This is a genomic window from Oceanisphaera pacifica (assembly GCF_017498065.1).
Classification (GTDB): Bacteria; Pseudomonadota; Gammaproteobacteria; order Enterobacterales; family Aeromonadaceae; genus Oceanimonas; species Oceanimonas pacifica.
Genome location: NZ_JAGDFX010000008.1, coordinates 19,413 through 35,144 on the forward strand (window position 1 = coordinate 19,413; position 15,732 = coordinate 35,144).

A 15,732-nucleotide genomic window follows, 5' to 3' on the forward strand; every position below is an offset into this window, starting at 1 on the left:
CCTCTACAAATGTGTTTGTAGAGGCTCTTATCTTTTAAACATCCGATGGATTTGTATCATTTTGTAGAGGCGAATTTATCCCCATAGCCAAATGCCAAGACAAAATAGACTCAATAAAGTGACTGCGCCATAGCAGGCGGCTTTCACTAAGCCATGTTGACGTACCTTTAAATCATGCAAGCCGTGGCGAATGCGGTGAGCTGCGTGAAATGCTGGTAGCACAATACAGGCTCCAATAAACACTAACCCCCAAAAACTAAAGAGCCCAGTATGGGCTTGCTGATAGCTGATTTCTATTAAGCCTAATGGCAAAAATAAGCCCAAATACAGCACTGTCGCGGGAATAAAGACTGCAAAGCAAATGCCACCACCACTAAATAATGCCCACCAAATAGGTTCGTCGCTGCGCTTAATGGCTTTTGTTGCTTTGGTTTGTTGGATATCAGGTTTCATTGTGCGCCTCCAAACAAGTAACCAAATAATAAAAATATCATAAATACCCCCAGCCATTGCCCTGCAATTAATAGGGTGGGTGGCAAAGCTTTTCCTGCAATACGAATGGGCATCACCCGCGGGAAAAGCTCAAAAAAAGTCCAAGCATGAAATAAGCTAGCTAACAGGGCAAGGCCATTAATGGCCAGCACCGGCGGTAGCGCCATAAAAGCGTGCCAGTGTTGCCATTGGCTTTCACCTTGCCCCAAGCTATAGATACCTGCGCTTAAGCAGAGTAAGAAAAACATTAGGGGTAATACGGTGGCCTCGCGCAGCATATAGGCTTTAAAGGCATTATTTTTTAGCCACCAAGTTCTAGATAATGTTGGGCGATAACTCATTATTTCCCCCTAAATAATTGGATCAACATATCTTTGGCTGATTCAACCTTGGTTTGGTTAACGGCAGCCGCTGGGTCTACTTTTTGTGGGCAAACATCTGAGCAGTAGCCCACAAAGGTACAGCTCCAGGCGCCTTGCTCGCGGTTAAGCTGTGGCATGCGCTGCGCTTTACCCTGATCGCGACTATCTAAGTTATAGCGGTGCGCCAGTGTAATAGCGGCAGGGCCTAAAAACTCAGGGTTTAAACCAAACTGCGGGCAGGCGGAATAACACAAGCCACAATTAATGCAGTCAGAAAACTGCTGATATTTTGCCATTTGTGCCGGCGTTTGTTTATGGGGCTGGGCGGAGTCTGGCTCCTCGCTAATCAGATAGGGCTTAACGGCCTCAAGGTGCGTTAAAAAAGCGTCCATATCAACGATTAAATCGCGCTCTATGGGCAAGTGCGCTAAGGGTTCCAATAACAGGCCGTTAGGGTAGTCACGCAAAAAGGCTTTGCAGCCAAGTTTAGGTTGTCCATTGGCCATTACACCACAAGAGCCACAAATGGCCATGCGGCATGACCAGCGAAAACTTAAACTAGGGTCTAACTCTTCTTTAATATAATTGAGCGCATCTAATACCGAAGTGCTGTCGTTGTAGGGCACCTTAAACTCTTGCACAAAGGGGGTGCTGGAGGTTTCTGGTAAGTAGCGAGCCACACTAATGGTCATCATAAGGTTGTTCCTTCTTTAGCGGCATCGCTTTTTGCGGCGTCGCCATAAGCACGAACCGCAGGGGGCAATATTGAAGTATCAACCGCTTGCCAAGCAAGGCTGGCATCGGCATTAGGCTGGTAGTACACCAAGCTGTGTTGTAGAAAATTCGTGTCGTTACGGGTATTGCAATCGGCATCTAATCGCTGATGAGCCCCTCGAGACTCTCGGCGCTCCAACGCGGCTAAGCAGGTGGCTTCGGCAATATCTAAGCCAAAGCCCACTTCAATGCATTGCAGCAGCTCAGTGTTATAAGCGCGACTTTTATCGCTCAGCTGTACATCTTGATAGCGAGCTTTAAGTGTCCGAATGGTGGCCAGAGTTTGTTCCATACCCGCTTGGTCGCGATAAATACCGCAACCTTGCTCCATGGTCATTAATAACTCGCGCTTAATGGTCACCCAGCTTTCTTGCCCTTGATGGTCACGAAGCTGTGTTAGGCGCTCTTGCTGAGCTTGCCATTGTGGGGCGAGATCAGACCATGGGCTATGTTCTTGGTGTAGCGCATGGGCCACGGCTTGCTCGCCGGCTAAGCGGCCAAACACTAATAGCTCAGTTAATGAGTTTGAGCCCAAGCGGTTAGCGCCATGTAAGCCCACAGAGGCACATTCGCCGGCAGCATATAAGCCTTTAATATGGGTTTGGCACTGGGCATCTGTGGTGATGCCGCCCATGGTGTAATGCACGGCGGGGCGCACGGGTATCGGTTGGGTGACGGGATCGACGTTAACGTAAGATTGTGCTAGTTCACAAATAAAGGGTAACCGCTCGTGTAAATAGTCTTTGCCGAGGTGGCGTAAGTCTAAATAGACCACGTCACTGTCGCCGTAACGACCGGTGCGACCGGCTTTTTGTTCATGCCAAAAAGCTTGCGATAATTTATCTCTAGGGCCCAGCTCCATGTATTTATTCTGAGGTTGACCCCGCGGCGTTTCTGGCCCTAAGCCGTAATCTTGCAAATAGCGATAGCCGTCTTTATTAAGCATTAAACCGCCTTCGCCACGAGAGGCTTCGGTGATTAAAATACCTGACCCTGGGAGTCCGGTGGGGTGATATTGCACAAACTCCATATCGCGTAAGGGCACGCCATGGCGATAAGCCAGCGCCATACCATCACCAGTCACAATGCCGCCATTGGTGTTAAAGCGAAATAATCTACCCGCGCCACCCGTGGCTAAAATTACCGATTTAGCGCGAATTTGATGCAGCTCACCGGTGGCAATATCTAAGGCGATAATACCGGCAATGCGATCGCCATCTACTTGTTCTTTATCGACCAAGAGATCCAGTACAAAAAACTCATCTAAACGCTGAATTTCTGAAAAGCGTAATGAGGTTTGAAATAAAGTATGCAGCATATGAAAGCCGGTTTTATCGGCGGCAAACCAAGTGCGCTCTATTTTCATGCCACCAAAGCGGCGCACTTGAATAGAGCCGTCTTGTTGTCGGCTCCAAGGGCAGCCCCAACGCTCCATTTGCACCAGCTCTTGATGCGCATGGCGCACAAAATAATCCACCACTGGCTGCTCTGCTAACCAGTCGCCACCGGCTATGGTGTCTTCAAGATGGGCGGCAAAGCTGTCGTCATGACGGGTAACTGCAGCGGCGCCCCCTTCAGCGGCAACCGTATGAGAGCGCATAGGGTATACCTTAGATACCAAGCCAATGCTGATGTCTTGGCCTTGTTGCTGCGCAAACTCAGCGGCGGCAATCGCGGCTCTTAACCCCGCGCCGCCACCACCGACTACCAGTACATCAAAATCATGCTGCTTCATTGTTATGCTCATCCTATGCTGTACATATTGGCTGCCAATAACCTTATATTTTGTCAGTCTATCAAACGCACTTATTGCCGTCTTGATGCTAAACAAGTCTGTATTAGATTATTTTCAAGTATTAGGCATGGCGCACAATATGGAGTGCATGACGCAAGCGGGCGTTTGAATGCGGTTTTAATGTGGTGATTACCGAGCGCTAAGCGTAAGCTAAAACACTGAGGCAATCGCACAGGGGGTGGAATAACAATGAACAACACACACAGTAAAATAATTGGCTATATTTTATGGATTTTTGGCTTTATGGGCGCACATCGTTTTTATTATGGTCGCCCAGTGAGTGGCACACTGTATTTTTTTACACTGGGACTGTTTTTTATCGGTTGGATTGTTGATTTATTTTTAATTCCCGCCATGGATAGAGACGCTGATGAGCGTTACACCACAGGGCCAACCGATTATAGTCTTGCTTGGATATTGATGACTTTTTTCGGCATATTTGGCATTCATCGTTTATATATGGGCAAGTGGATTACCGCTATTATTTGGTTTTTTACCGGTGGTTTATTTTTGCTCGGTTTTCTCTATGATTTTTGCACTCTTAATACACAAATAGATGAAGTTAACCGAAAGTCACGCCGTTATGGCTAAAGCCCTTCGGGCAGCGGTAAGCCGTCAGTTTAGAGCCAACATCAAATCTAAAGCAGTCTTTAACTGACAGCTTCCGGCTTAAAGCTGGCAGTTGTCTTTCAAAGCATTGATTCTAAAGGTAAGAAGCCAAAAATCCATGCCTGAAAGCGGCTCCAACGGTCGGCTTCGGGTTCACTGCCATGGCTAATAATGCTGGCAGGTTGCGTGGATTCATCTAGCCAAACTAACTGCTTAGTGCTGCCCCAAAAACCATCTTTTTCTGCTGTGTCGAGCCGCCAAGCGTGGTTGGGCAGTTCAGCGAGTAATGCTTGACTGGCAAACTCGGCCAGCTCTTCGCTATAAATTAATACTCCAATCTCGGTATTTAAGTTAATTGAGCGGGGATCTAAGTTCATCGATCCCACAAACATAGTGTCTCGATCAAAAATCATGGTTTTGGCATGTAAACTGGCTTTTGATGAGCCAGGTAGGTCTTTATCTCGCTTGCGCTTTTTAGCGGCTTTGGCACTGGGCTGCAGCTCCCATAACTCCACGCCGGCATTAATTAATGGCTGACGATAACGAGCATAACCGGCGTGCACTACGGGCACGTCATTGGCGGCGAGTGAGTTGGTTAAAGTGGTGACTTTGGCACCTGAGTCTATCCAGTTAGCAAAGCTTGCTACGCCACTGTTACCGGGAATAAAGTAGGGCGATACGATTAAGGCTTCGCGGTCTACGTCGCTGAGTAGGGCGTTGAGTGCCGGTGCCATGTGGCCGGTATCATCATCGGTGGCATTAAGAATTTTGTCGGGAACATCATAAATAAGGTCATACTGCGCCCAATAAAGCTCAACTTGGCCCTGTTTTAATTGCTCAACTAATTGCAACGATGCCAAGCGTGCTAAATAAGCGCGGCTGTGTTCTCTGTTGCTGGCGGCCTCTAACTGAGTGCGAACAGCCGACAAAGCTGAAGGATGTGCGGCTGGTTCAAACTGTTGTATGGGAATCGATAGCTTGTGATTCCAATACATATCGAATGCGGCCGAGACATCGGGGGCAAAATCGCCCACACCCAATACATCCAAATCAGAGAAATTAGTGTATTGGTCGGCGGCAAAGTAGGTATTACCAATATTACGACCCCCAATAATGGCGGCCTGATTATCGGCAATAAATGACTTATTGTGCATGCGTCTGTTAACCCGAGAAAAGCTGGTTAAAAAGTCTAAATAAGGCATGACGCGATTAGCAAAGGGGTTAAAGAGTCGAATCGAAATATTAGGATGCTGAATTAAGGCGGCAAAGAGTTTTTCTTGACCATAGTGGCCAAAGTCATCCAGCAATATCCGCACTCTTATCCCGCGATCAGCGGCACGTAATAAATGATGAGTAAACAGTTTGGCGGTGGCATCATCGTGAAACAAATAATATTGCACATCTAAGGTTTGATCAGCGGCTTCCATTAGCAGCAAGCGCGTTACAAAAGCATCTAACCCATTGCCCAGCAAATAAAAACCAGAGGGCGCATTATGCTGCTGCGCTTCTTTAGTAATGCCTTTACCCAAACGGGTGTCTTGGGTGTGGGTGGGCGCAAAGCTTAACTTAGGCTGAATAGCAGCCTGATTTGAGCACGCAGTGAGCGCCATACTTAATAGCAATAACAAAGAAAGTCGATATGTCATTTATGCTGGTAAAAGTTATAAGAAATTAATGCACTTAGTATATCGCTTTTGCCAGATAAATACGCGTGAGCACACCCAATGTGAGTCATCATTAAATTGACTGCTAAGCTGTTGACTTAATGAGCAAGTGCTAGCATAAATGACTGAGTTAATGATTGAAATTTAATCAGTAATTCTGTTTGTAACAAGACAGAAGGTAAGTATTTGCTACTCAAATAAGCCGCCCCATCTGGCTACTTTTAGTGCGATTTTCTTTTTTTGTTTGTAAATCAAGGGTCAAATCCTTTACAATGGCAAGGTTATTGCATTAAAGGAGATGATCTTGAAGCAGCAGAAAATAGCGATATTAGGTGCAGGCCCAAGTGGTTTGGCGCAGTTAAGAGCGTTTGAGGCGGCTCGCCGTGCAGGAGTAGAAAACCTGCCAGAAATTGTCTGTTATGAAAAGCAAAATGATATTGGCGGCATGTGGAACTACACGTGGCGTACGGGTTTAGATAAAAATGGCGAGCCAGTTCATGGCAGCATGTATCGGTACTTATGGTCTAATGGCCCTAAAGAATGCTTAGAGTTTGCAGATTACTCGTTTGATGAGCACTTTGGGCGCGCTATTCCATCTTATCCGCCGCGTGCCGTGCTTAAAGACTATATTATGGGTCGTATTGATAAGCAGGCCATTTCTAAATACATCCGATTTGAATGCCCAGTACGGTGGGTGGCTTATGACGAAAGCAGCAAAATGTTTACTGTTACCGTCATGAACCATAAAACAGGTCTGCAAGAAACGGATGAGTTTGATTATGTGGTGGTTGCCACTGGTCACTTCTCTACGCCTAACATGCCGTATTTTAAAGGTTTAGAGCTGTTTCCGGGTCGAGTGTTACACGCGCACGACTTTAGAGACGCGCTGGAATTTGCCGATCAAAATGTGCTCTTAGTGGGTGCAAGTTACTCGGCAGAAGACATTGGCTCACAGTGTTACAAGTATGGCGCTAAGTCGGTCACTATTTCGTATCGTTCTAATCCAATTGGCTTTGATTGGCCAGAAGGTATGGAAGAGCGTCCACTGTTGACTCATGTTGAGGGCAATATTGGCCACTTTTCCGATGGCAGCACCAAGCAATTCGACTCTATTGTGATGTGTACGGGTTACTTGTTCCACTTCCCGTTTTTACCTGATGCATTGCGCTTACAAACCAATAACTGTTTGTATCCTGATAGCTTGTATAAAGGTATTTTCTTCCAGCCAAACCCTAAACTGATTTATTTAGGGATGCAGGATCAGTATTACACCTTTAACATGTTTGACGCCCAAGCTTGGTATGCGCGTGATGTGATTATGGGTAAAATTGCCTTGCCTGAAGCAGAAGATCGCTTAAAGGATATGCAGCCGTGGTTAGAGCGTCATGAGCAACTGTCTAACTGTAATGAGTCGATTGATTTTCAGGGTAGCTATATTCGTGATCTCTTAGCGCCAACGGATTACCCAGAGTTTGCGGTTGAAGAACAAGCCGAGCTGTTTAAACAGTGGTTACGTCATAAACAAGAAAATATTATGGCGTTTAGGGAAAACACCTATGCCTCAACGGTCACCGGTACCATGGCCACTCAGTTACCCACGACATGGTTAGATATTAAAGGCGACTCGCTAGAAAGCTTTATGTCGCTCGACTTTATTGAAAGCAACAGCTTAGATAAATTCGACTAAACATCGTCTACAGATGATATTTAACAGCCTGCCCTTAGGGGCAGGCTTTTTTGTTTTTAGCGTATAAAAGTCCCCGTTTTGTGATCAAAGACGAGCGAAATCAAAGTTCTTTCTATAGGCTTCGGTCATACTGAGCCCAATCTCTATATTAAGATGTATAAAAGGAAGGTTATGCTCACTTTGTCTACCATTCGCGCCAAAATGATCACCTCGGTTTTACTGACCTTGGTGCTGATTGCCGCCACGCTGGGCTTTACCCTGCACGGAGTGCAGCAGGTGCGTAATGAATTTGTGTCTTTTCTTGAGGTTAATCAACCTCGCGTAGAGGCACTTAATCGCATGTATGGCGATGGCTTATTAGCAGGCATAGCGGCACGTAATAAGATATTTAATCCTTCTTTGGCTATAGCTAATAAAGTGGTGGCCAACTCGGGTAATGACTTTTCTGACACCCTTACCCAGTTACAGCAGGAGGCACAATTAAGCGCTGAGCAACGCACTAGCCTTAACTTAATTACCGAGCTATGGAACACAGTAAAAGAGACGCGAGCGCAAGTTCTGAGCTTGTCTGAGCGCCGCCAGGGTGAGCAAGCGGCAAAAATTTTAGCTGAAGTAGAAAACCCAGCTTGGCGGGTGATCCGCATTGAGCTACAAAAACTGATTAGTTTAGAGCAAGAAGCCGCTACCTTGGCGCAGCAGCGTATGCAAGAGCAAGTAGATAGCACCTATTTTCGTGGTGTGCTCTTTGGTGGCATAGTGATGTTGGTGGTGCTGGTTGTTAATTTAAGCATGGCGCGCACTCTTAGGCTGCGTATTGGCCGAGCGCAAGACATGATTAATGAATTAGCTGCTGGTGACGGTGACTTAACACAACGGCTAGACTTAGGTGGGCACGACGAACTTTCTCAAATGGGCGCTAGCATTAATATTTTTGTTGATAAGGTGCATAAGCTAGTACAAGAAGTATCGGCATCCACCCGCGAAGTGGCCACCGCCGCAGATCAGTTAGAGTACATTACTGAGCAGTCGACCCACTCGGTACAGCGCCACCATGTAGAAACCGAGCAGGTGGCCACTGCCATGAATGAAATGACCGCCACAGTGCAAGAAGTCGCACAAAGTGCCTTGTCGGCATCTGATGCCGCACAAGAAGCTGATAGTGCCACACAAGAAGGCAGTCGAGTGGTAGCACACACTGAAAACAGTATTGATGAACTGGCGCGAGAAGTAGAAAAAGCCGCACAAGCCATGGGTGTGGTTGGCGAACACAGTGAGCAAATTAGTACGGTATTAGACGTGATCCGTGGTATTGCTGAGCAAACTAACTTGTTGGCACTTAATGCGGCCATAGAGGCGGCACGCGCCGGTGAACAAGGGCGTGGCTTTGCGGTGGTAGCTGATGAGGTACGTAACCTTGCGCAACGTACTCAAGGTGCCACAGAAGAAATTCACAGCATGATTGAGCAATTACAACAAGGTACACGTAACGCGATTGGCGTTATGGAACAAGGACAAAAACAGGCTCATAACAGCGTGCAGTCGGCCACAGATGCTCGCCAAGCGCTAGAAAAAATAGCCGCTGCCGTGGCCCGCATTCGCGATATGAATACCAGCATTGCTAGTGCTGCAGAAGAGCAGTCAATGGTCGCTGAAGAAATTAACCGTAATGTGACTAATATTAATGACGTCACTTTACAGGTGAGCGATGGTACCGAGCAAACTCGTGACTCTAGTGGCAACTTGGCAAAATTGGCGGAGTTATTACAAAGTCAGGTGGGGCACTTTAAGGTCTAACACTCGTCTTACGCCTGACGTGATGGTGCGCCAGGCGTATTGGATGCCTAGATAAATAACGTAAATAACCTTGCCTGCGCTCGTTTTGCGCTTATGATATGCCTTCATTTTAATCTGAGATCCGGCTAATCACCGGTGCACCCTATGGATGGCTCGCGAACTTGCTTGCTACACGCTGTTAAATTATCGCTTCTTTCTCGACTCTTACTTTCGGCTATAGCCCTGGTCTCCCCAATTTTTTGTAACACCCACTATACTGAAACATTCAGTGCGGTTTCTGCTGCCTATTAACCTGCTCATCGACTAATTTTAAAAAGGTAAATCATGGAGTTTTTGATGGACCCGTCTATGTGGGCGGGCTTACTCACATTAATAGTATTAGAGATAGTACTGGGTATCGATAACCTAGTCTTTATTGCTATTTTAGTGAAAAAGTTGCCGCCGCATCAGCGAGATAAAGCGCGAGTTATTGGTTTATCGCTGGCGTTAGTGATGCGACTGGCGTTGCTAAGTGTGGTCTCTTGGTTGGTAACACTGACCTCGCCCATTCTCTCTTGGGGGGAGTTTGCCTTTTCTGGTCGCGATTTAATCTTAATGGCAGGGGGCGTATTTCTGTTGTACAAGGCAACCACAGAGCTGCATGAACGCTTAGAAGGTGCCACCCATGAAAGCAGCAATAGCAACGTTTATGCCGGCTTTGGCGTTGTTATTGCACAAATATTAGTGCTAGACGCTGTGTTCTCCCTAGACTCTATTATTACTGCTGTCGGCATGGTCGACAGCTTAGCGGTAATGATGACGGCGGTAATATTGGCTATGGGGGTCATGCTTATCGCCTCTAAAGCATTAACCGACTTTGTTAATGCTCACCCCACAGTGGTGGTGCTGTGCCTAAGCTTTTTATTGATGATCGGCTTTAGCTTAGTGGCAGAAGGCTTTGGCTATCATATTCCCAAGGGTTATTTATATGCCGCCATTGGTTTTTCTATTTTAATTGAGTTTTTAAATCAACTGGCTAAGCGTAATAGTGCCAAGCAACTGGCACGGGTGCCATTACGAGAACGCACCACAACCGCCATCTTTCGCTTAATGGGTGGCAAAGACAAAGCTAAAGGTGAGACCGAAGCCACGCCCGTACACACCGAACAACAGGGCTTTGTGGAAGTGGAGCGTAATATGATAAGTGGAGTCTTATCTTTGGCCGAGCGCTCTACCCGCACCGTGATGACACCCCGTTCAGAGATTGCCTGGCTTGATATCTCAGATAGCCAAGCACAAGTATTAGCAGAGTTAATGGCGTCTCCTCATAGTCAGTTTTTGGTGTGTGATGGTGAGCTAGATAACTTGTTGGGTGTGGTGCGCGCGAAAGATTTGATGGCTGGTCTTAAAGAAGGCAAAACCTTGGCTGCTTTGGCCGAAGGCGGTGACTCTATTATAGTGCCGGACAGCATCAGTGTTATTCGTTTACTTAATGTGCTGCGCGAAGCGCGGGGTAACTTGGTATTGGTAAATGATGAGTTTGGTACCATTCAAGGGTTAGTTACACCTCACGATTTATTAGAGGCCATAGTGGGGGAGTTTTTAGATGAAGACGAAGATCCTGAAGTGATTAATGAAGCTAACGGCTGGTTGGTAAAAGGCAGTACCGATATTCATTATCTTGAGCAAGTGTTATCACGCCGTGGCTTGGTTGATTCAGAAGAAGAATATGCCACTTTGGCAGGCATGTTACTGGCATGGTGCGGCCAGTTGCCCGCAGAGGGTGCAATATTTGAGCGTGAAGGCTTACAGTTTGAAGTGGTTGAACTCGATGAGTTTCGCATCGCCCAAGTACGGATCACCCCTATTACCGCCGAGCCCCTCGAGTAGCAATAGTTTGAAGTTAACAGCTGGAAAACTAACTGATCAAAACCTTTTCGCAACGGAACCCACGGAATCCACGGAAAAATAGAGATAAAATCTGAAAGGGATTTTTAATGGTGAGGGCTTAAGAGCATAGTTCACAGCTAAAGCGTGGAGCTACAGAAACACGCTGAGCTATCTTTTGTAGTGTGCCGCTTTAGCTGGCACCGAGCATTAGCGAGAATGGGTTAAGATCAAACCCTTCTTGCTCCGCAAGACCACTTAGCAAGCGGGTGGACTACAAACTGCACAAATCTAACATTTCTTTAATATGACGCCGTGTTATGTGCGGTGAAACTACTCACACTTACCATAAAATAGACTCTGGCAGCTTTATTTAACTAGAAACTTAATTTTGGGCTGAAATTGTGCGAGCATATATCTAGTTTCTTTAAAAGTGAGTCTTTATTATTTTGAAAAATATAATGTTATCGGTGTTTTGTTTCTTGCTTTTAAGCGGATGCCAGTCGATCTCGATCCGTGAAGCGGCTTATCAAGGAGATATAGATGCGCAGCTTAAGCTAGAGAGAATGTATCAGCGAGGTGAAGGTGTTAAGCAAGATGTTGTACAGGCTGCTATTTGGAGGCGGATGTCCACAGAGAAAAAAGCAAAACAAGGAGATTCAGATGCACAGTTTAAGTTGGGGAACATGTACATGAGTGGCCATGGAGGCGGGGAGAAAAATATGATTAAAGCTGTCAGTTGGTTTCGCCGTTCTGCGGAGCAAGGAAATGCTAATGGGCAGAAAGCTTTAGGAGATATGTACAAGCGTGGTAGAGGCATCCCGCTGAATTATAAGCTGGCTTATGTTTGGTTGTCTGTTGCAACGGCAAATGGCCATGGCAGCTCAGCAAAACTACGCGAAGAGGTAGCTCGGCATCTTTCATTAAGTGACCTTAATGAGGGGCAGGTACTTGCAGGAGAGTATTTTGATAAATATAGCTTTTAATAACCCTACAATATTTAACTTTAGTTAAAGGTGAGTTTGTTATGTTTTCGATGAAGTCTGTATCGCTGATACTTTGTTTCTTTTTAATTGGATGTAGTGCTCACTCATCCTTTAATAATAATCAGGAAGGTAATGAGTTTGACTCTATTGTTGACTCTGCTGAGCGAGGGGATGTAGATGCACAGAGAAAGTTAGGGTTTCTGTACGCAAAAGGTGGTGGTGGCGTAGAGCCGAATCATAAAAAGGCCATGGTTTGGTATAAAAAGTCTGCAGAGCAAGGTGATAGTAGAGCACAGTTTTCACTCGGGTGGATGTATAGCAAGCAGAAGGCTCTAGAGAGCTCAAAACAGGCTGCTTATTGGTATAAAAAATCTGCCGAACAAGGTCACTCATCAGCACTAAACAATCTAGGGAGCCTGCATGAAGGTGGGAAAGGCGTGCCACAGAACTTTAATATGGCTGCTACCTATTATCGAAAGGCTGCCGAGAAAGGGAACTCTGTAGCACAAAGAAACTTAGGGAGGCTGTTTGGCGAAGGTATTGGTGTCCCCTTTGATAATAAGCAGTCAGCAACTTGGTATCGTAAGTCAGCAGAGCAAGGAGATCTGGTTGCGCAGTACAGGCTCGGGGATATGTACAAAGATGGAGAGGGTGTGCCAAAAGATCCAATAGAAGCTTATGCTTGGTTATCTGTTGCTGCAGCTAATGGGGGTAATAGCTCCGTCGTTAGAGCACGAAATGTGGCCGGAGACTATATTCTTTCTTATTTTTCATATGATGAATTTAGTAAAGCTCAAGACCTAGCCGCTGAATATTTTAAGGGTATATTTCCTGACGGATAGGGCGCCTTATCGGCGCTGGTATTGTTCGCGCAGATTTATCTGATGGAATATGGGAGTTATCTTGGACTACTGCCCCAAATGCTAGAGGTAAAAAAGTAGCTGCAAGCGTAGGTATGATTTTAAGCCATGAAACCAATGGGGCTGCACACTATATAGGGTCGTAACTTATATAGTCAGGTAACAAGTGATTATACTCTTGCGTTACCCGACTATAATTACTTGTTTAGTTGGTTGCTTTAGCTAAAGAAAAAGCGTTGGTATTGAGTGTGGTGCTGTCAGCCGAAGCGCTTCGACCAACACGTTGCAACATACAGAGTAGCAATTGAAATAAGGTTTTTCGTCAGCTCAATTTGAGTTAGGTTCGATGCTTTCAGGGTGATGTTGTATCGGTGATCAAAATAATTTAGGGACGATGTACGCCAATGGTGAGGGTGTGCCACAGAGCTTGAAGCAGGCTTATGCTTGGTGGTCAGTCGCAGCTGCATCAGGCCATACGAAAGCTAAGAAGAATCGCGATATAGCAGCTAAAGAATTGACTCCAAAAAGCTTGAGTGAAGGACAGGCATTAGCTGTTGAATATTTTGAAAAGTATAGTAACTGACGCTGAAAGTTTAGCTCTTGACATCTAATGTATAGAAGCCGCCTAGAGCGGCTTTTTGTATTTTTATGGATCACCCTTATGCAGATAGGCATAACATAAACCCGAATTATGCCCGGTGCTTGATCATTATTTTATGTAGGTTTTTATTATAGATTCACTTAAGTTCTCACATCCCGCAGAATCAAGTAAGCGACCAGGTGATTTACTGTGTTTTATTTTATTTGTTGATACAGGTAGTAGGTGCTCAACTTCGTCAGCGATTCCTTTGTCCTCAAGGAAGGCCCATATTATGGCATTTAACTTATTTAGCTTAGCTTTTGCTGCGCCATTACTGGTGGCTCCAAGCACAATGCCGTTCGCAGCCATACACAGCGATGCTTTTTCAGGGTTTTGTAATGTGTTTGCAGCCTTGGGATTTTCTTGTAAAAAGACTGTTGGAGATTTAGCATTAACAGTAAAGGAAAGAGTTATAACTATAGCCAGTAAGATCTTTTTCATTGTTATTTCCTCGTGTCATAAATATATTTTGGTTAAGATTTTTCGCTTGTGAAAACACAAAAAACAAACTTCGCTACGTTATTTTATGATTAAGGATGATTATGATTCGGCCCTAACCAAGGACCTATTTCATCATGCTTATCATAATCTGAAAAGCTTTAGAGCTTACAATCAAAGCCTTTCGACTTTTAAATCACCAGACCCCTCATATAAAGTAGATCTTATAAGCCTAATTATACGCTCACCATGAGCTGCCTTATTTGAATATCCAATTATGCAATACACGTACCCTCCACCTGTTGTTATAGCGTTTCGTATAGAGTCCAGTTTCCCTACGCTGTAACTTCTTTCTATATGGTTAGCTACTTTTTAACAAGTAGGCAAAGACTGATTGTAATTCTCCGATCTTCGCTTTTGCTCTGCTCTGCGTTCTTCTTCACGAGCTACTTTTATTCTAATCTCTTTTATACAATTAGCAGTCGAATAATAATCAATGCTATCTTTATTGTCGACCGTCTGCGTTTTTTTGCAGGCAGGGAGCTCTATTAAGCAGATTCTTACATACTCCTTCAATTTAGCTTTTTTTTCTTGTTTTTTAAAGCAGCTTTTTACCATATTATTTCTGTCATCTAGTAGTAGTGATACACCAAGCATGCCTGGACTGATTTCACTCCTACATTCTGGATATTTATTCAGCTGACTTACAGTATGATCAGTTAAAGGGATAGCGAGAGAGCAGCCTTTAGATAATAAAATAATAGGTGACAGCACGAGCAGTTTTTTAATTTAAGTTAACCTCTTATGGTTCGGTTTTTATTTTTAAATATAGGGTATGTAATGATTTATTTTTGGTTGTAGCCATGAATGACACTGTGTCTTCATTAATTAAGTAAGCTAGCAAGAATGACTTGCCCCATAAGTTATCCTTTTAGTTATTATTAAATCGTATTTTAAGCCGAAAGATCCTAGTCGCTTTAGAGGTGCTTCTGGATTAAACTGAGGTGAGTAGGTTTAAAGTCTGCGCTTTCATAGTATAGTTCCGAAGTGTAGACTCTAAATATATTAACGGTATTAGCAATTCTACACTGTAATATTACTACAGCACCCAATGGTCTCAGCGGCCGCCTAAGTTTTTATAAAGCAGCTAGCCTTGGCCTCTCACTTCAAGATTTTTCAAAAAAGCCACTTTACAACACTGCTTGTATTGCGGCCTGTAATTTAGGGTCACTGGGTTTGGTGCGGCTGCCAAATACTGCGGTTACTGCGCCGTCTTTATTGATTACAAACTTATAGAAGTTCCAGCGCGGCGCTTTACCACTTTGCCGTGTTATTTCTTGAAAAATAGGGTGGGCGTCTTTGCCTCGCACCTTGATGGGGTGGGCCATATCAAAAGTCACACCAAAGTTAACAAAGCAGACCTCGGCTGTTTCAGCTTCGTCTTTGGCCTCTTGCTTAAAGTCATTTGACGGAAAGCCCACCACCTTTAAACCTTGGCCTTGATACTGCTGATGCAAGGCTTCTAGCCCCTCAAACTGGCCGGTAAAGCCGCAGTGACTGGCGGTATTAACCACTAACATGGGCTTGCCTGCAAAGGGTTGCATATTAAGCGTTTCGCTAGAATGTAGCCTGGGTATTTGGTGGTCAAACAAGGCGCTAGTATCAGGTTCAGCGGCCAGCACGGGTTGGCTGAGTAATAATCCACATAAGCTGGTTAGTAATGCTTTCATCAGAAACTCCTTAAAAAGTTATACGCCGCGGTTGT

The 15,732-nt window shown here is 45.1% G+C and carries 15 protein-coding genes; 7 read left to right on the forward strand and 8 right to left on the reverse strand.

Annotation, left to right across the window (positions count from 1 at the left end; all coding sequences use genetic code 11):
• Positions 1-75: 75 nt before the first annotated feature.
• The 4 genes from frdD to frdA are packed head-to-tail and all read right to left on the reverse strand — an operon-like array spanning position 76 to position 3,363.
• Complete coding sequence (frdD, locus tag J3U76_RS08015) at positions 76-453, reverse strand: fumarate reductase subunit FrdD (RefSeq protein ID WP_208005449.1); 378 nt, start codon at positions 451-453, stop codon at positions 76-78.
• Positions 450-833 (reverse strand): fumarate reductase subunit C, encoded by a 384-nt coding sequence (locus J3U76_RS08020; protein WP_208005450.1) that lies wholly within the window; start codon positions 831-833, stop codon positions 450-452. Before J3U76_RS08020 ends, frdD begins: the two co-directional genes overlap by 4 nt.
• On the reverse strand, positions 833-1,549 hold the full coding sequence (locus tag J3U76_RS08025) for a succinate dehydrogenase/fumarate reductase iron-sulfur subunit (protein WP_208005451.1): 717 nt from the start codon (positions 1,547-1,549) through the stop codon (positions 833-835). Before J3U76_RS08025 ends, J3U76_RS08020 begins: the two co-directional genes overlap by 1 nt.
• Entirely contained in the window at positions 1,546-3,363 is a 1,818-nt protein-coding gene (frdA, locus tag J3U76_RS08030) for a fumarate reductase (quinol) flavoprotein subunit (protein WP_208005452.1), read from the reverse strand. The genes J3U76_RS08025 and frdA overlap by 4 nt, the downstream gene beginning before the upstream one ends.
• A gap of 249 nt (positions 3,364-3,612) precedes the next feature.
• Here frdA and J3U76_RS08035 point away from each other — a divergent pair, with 249 nt between their 5' ends.
• Positions 3,613-4,014 carry a TM2 domain-containing protein gene (locus J3U76_RS08035; protein ID WP_208005453.1) on the forward strand — a complete coding sequence of 134 codons (402 nt, stop codon included), beginning with the start codon at positions 3,613-3,615 and terminating at the stop codon, positions 4,012-4,014.
• Between the two features lie 98 nt (positions 4,015-4,112).
• On the opposite strand, the gene J3U76_RS08040 is transcribed toward J3U76_RS08035, so the two are convergent.
• On the reverse strand, positions 4,113-5,678 hold the full coding sequence (locus J3U76_RS08040; RefSeq protein WP_208005454.1) for a phospholipase D family protein: 1,566 nt from the start codon (positions 5,676-5,678) through the stop codon (positions 4,113-4,115).
• 316 nt (positions 5,679-5,994) lie between these two features.
• Between J3U76_RS08040 and J3U76_RS08045 the strand changes: the two genes are divergently transcribed.
• From J3U76_RS08045 to J3U76_RS08070, 6 genes are all read left to right on the forward strand, one after another.
• Positions 5,995-7,383, forward strand: coding sequence for an NAD(P)-binding domain-containing protein (locus tag J3U76_RS08045; protein WP_243454145.1), 1,389 nt, complete (start codon positions 5,995-5,997; stop codon positions 7,381-7,383).
• 171 nt (positions 7,384-7,554) lie between these two features.
• Positions 7,555-9,177, forward strand: coding sequence for a methyl-accepting chemotaxis protein (locus tag J3U76_RS08050; RefSeq protein ID WP_208005456.1), 1,623 nt, complete (start codon positions 7,555-7,557; stop codon positions 9,175-9,177).
• A gap of 324 nt (positions 9,178-9,501) precedes the next feature.
• Positions 9,502-11,046: a TerC family protein gene (locus tag J3U76_RS08055; protein WP_208005457.1), complete on the forward strand. Its 1,545-nt coding sequence runs from the start codon at positions 9,502-9,504 to the stop codon at positions 11,044-11,046.
• Positions 11,047-11,492: 446 nt separating this feature from the next.
• Positions 11,493-12,029 (forward strand): tetratricopeptide repeat protein, encoded by a 537-nt coding sequence (locus J3U76_RS08060; RefSeq protein WP_208005458.1) that lies wholly within the window; start codon positions 11,493-11,495, stop codon positions 12,027-12,029.
• A gap of 41 nt (positions 12,030-12,070) precedes the next feature.
• Entirely contained in the window at positions 12,071-12,871 is an 801-nt protein-coding gene (locus J3U76_RS08065; protein WP_208005459.1) for a tetratricopeptide repeat protein, read from the forward strand.
• 385 nt (positions 12,872-13,256) lie between these two features.
• Positions 13,257-13,472 carry an SEL1-like repeat protein gene (locus tag J3U76_RS08070; RefSeq protein WP_341534326.1) on the forward strand — a complete coding sequence of 72 codons (216 nt, stop codon included), beginning with the start codon at positions 13,257-13,259 and terminating at the stop codon, positions 13,470-13,472.
• Positions 13,473-13,598: 126 nt separating this feature from the next.
• On the opposite strand, the gene J3U76_RS08075 is transcribed toward J3U76_RS08070, so the two are convergent.
• From J3U76_RS08075 to J3U76_RS08085, 3 genes are all read right to left on the reverse strand, one after another.
• A complete protein-coding gene (locus J3U76_RS08075; protein WP_208005461.1) occupies positions 13,599-13,970 on the reverse strand; it encodes a hypothetical protein in 372 nt (123 codons plus the stop codon).
• Between the two features lie 369 nt (positions 13,971-14,339).
• On the reverse strand, positions 14,340-14,741 hold the full coding sequence (locus J3U76_RS08080; RefSeq protein ID WP_208005462.1) for a hypothetical protein: 402 nt from the start codon (positions 14,739-14,741) through the stop codon (positions 14,340-14,342).
• A 416-nt stretch (positions 14,742-15,157) separates the two neighbouring features.
• A complete protein-coding gene (locus J3U76_RS08085; protein WP_208005463.1) occupies positions 15,158-15,697 on the reverse strand; it encodes a glutathione peroxidase in 540 nt (179 codons plus the stop codon).
• Between the last annotated feature and the right edge of the window lie 35 nt (positions 15,698-15,732).

Excerpts from the sequence above, each read along its gene's own strand:
- frdA (WP_208005452.1), bottom strand. The coding sequence starts at position 3,363 with ATGAAGCAGCATGATTTTGATGTACTGGTAGTCGGTGGTGGCGGCGCG.
- frdD (WP_208005449.1), bottom strand. The coding sequence starts at position 453 with ATGAAACCTGATATCCAACAAACCAAAGCAACAAAAGCCATTAAGCGC.
- J3U76_RS08020 (WP_208005450.1), bottom strand. The coding sequence starts at position 833 with ATGAGTTATCGCCCAACATTATCTAGAACTTGGTGGCTAAAAAATAAT.
- J3U76_RS08085 (WP_208005463.1), bottom strand. The coding sequence starts at position 15,697 with ATGAAAGCATTACTAACCAGCTTATGTGGATTATTACTCAGCCAACCC.
- J3U76_RS08065 (WP_208005459.1), top strand. The coding sequence starts at position 12,071 with ATGTTTTCGATGAAGTCTGTATCGCTGATACTTTGTTTCTTTTTAATT.
- J3U76_RS08025 (WP_208005451.1), bottom strand. The coding sequence starts at position 1,549 with ATGATGACCATTAGTGTGGCTCGCTACTTACCAGAAACCTCCAGCACC.
- J3U76_RS08075 (WP_208005461.1), bottom strand. The coding sequence starts at position 13,970 with ATGAAAAAGATCTTACTGGCTATAGTTATAACTCTTTCCTTTACTGTT.
- J3U76_RS08045 (WP_243454145.1), top strand. The coding sequence starts at position 5,995 with ATGATCTTGAAGCAGCAGAAAATAGCGATATTAGGTGCAGGCCCAAGT.
- J3U76_RS08040 (WP_208005454.1), bottom strand. The coding sequence starts at position 5,678 with ATGACATATCGACTTTCTTTGTTATTGCTATTAAGTATGGCGCTCACT.
- J3U76_RS08055 (WP_208005457.1), top strand. The coding sequence starts at position 9,502 with ATGGAGTTTTTGATGGACCCGTCTATGTGGGCGGGCTTACTCACATTA.
- J3U76_RS08035 (WP_208005453.1), top strand. The coding sequence starts at position 3,613 with ATGAACAACACACACAGTAAAATAATTGGCTATATTTTATGGATTTTT.
- J3U76_RS08050 (WP_208005456.1), top strand. The coding sequence starts at position 7,555 with ATGCTCACTTTGTCTACCATTCGCGCCAAAATGATCACCTCGGTTTTA.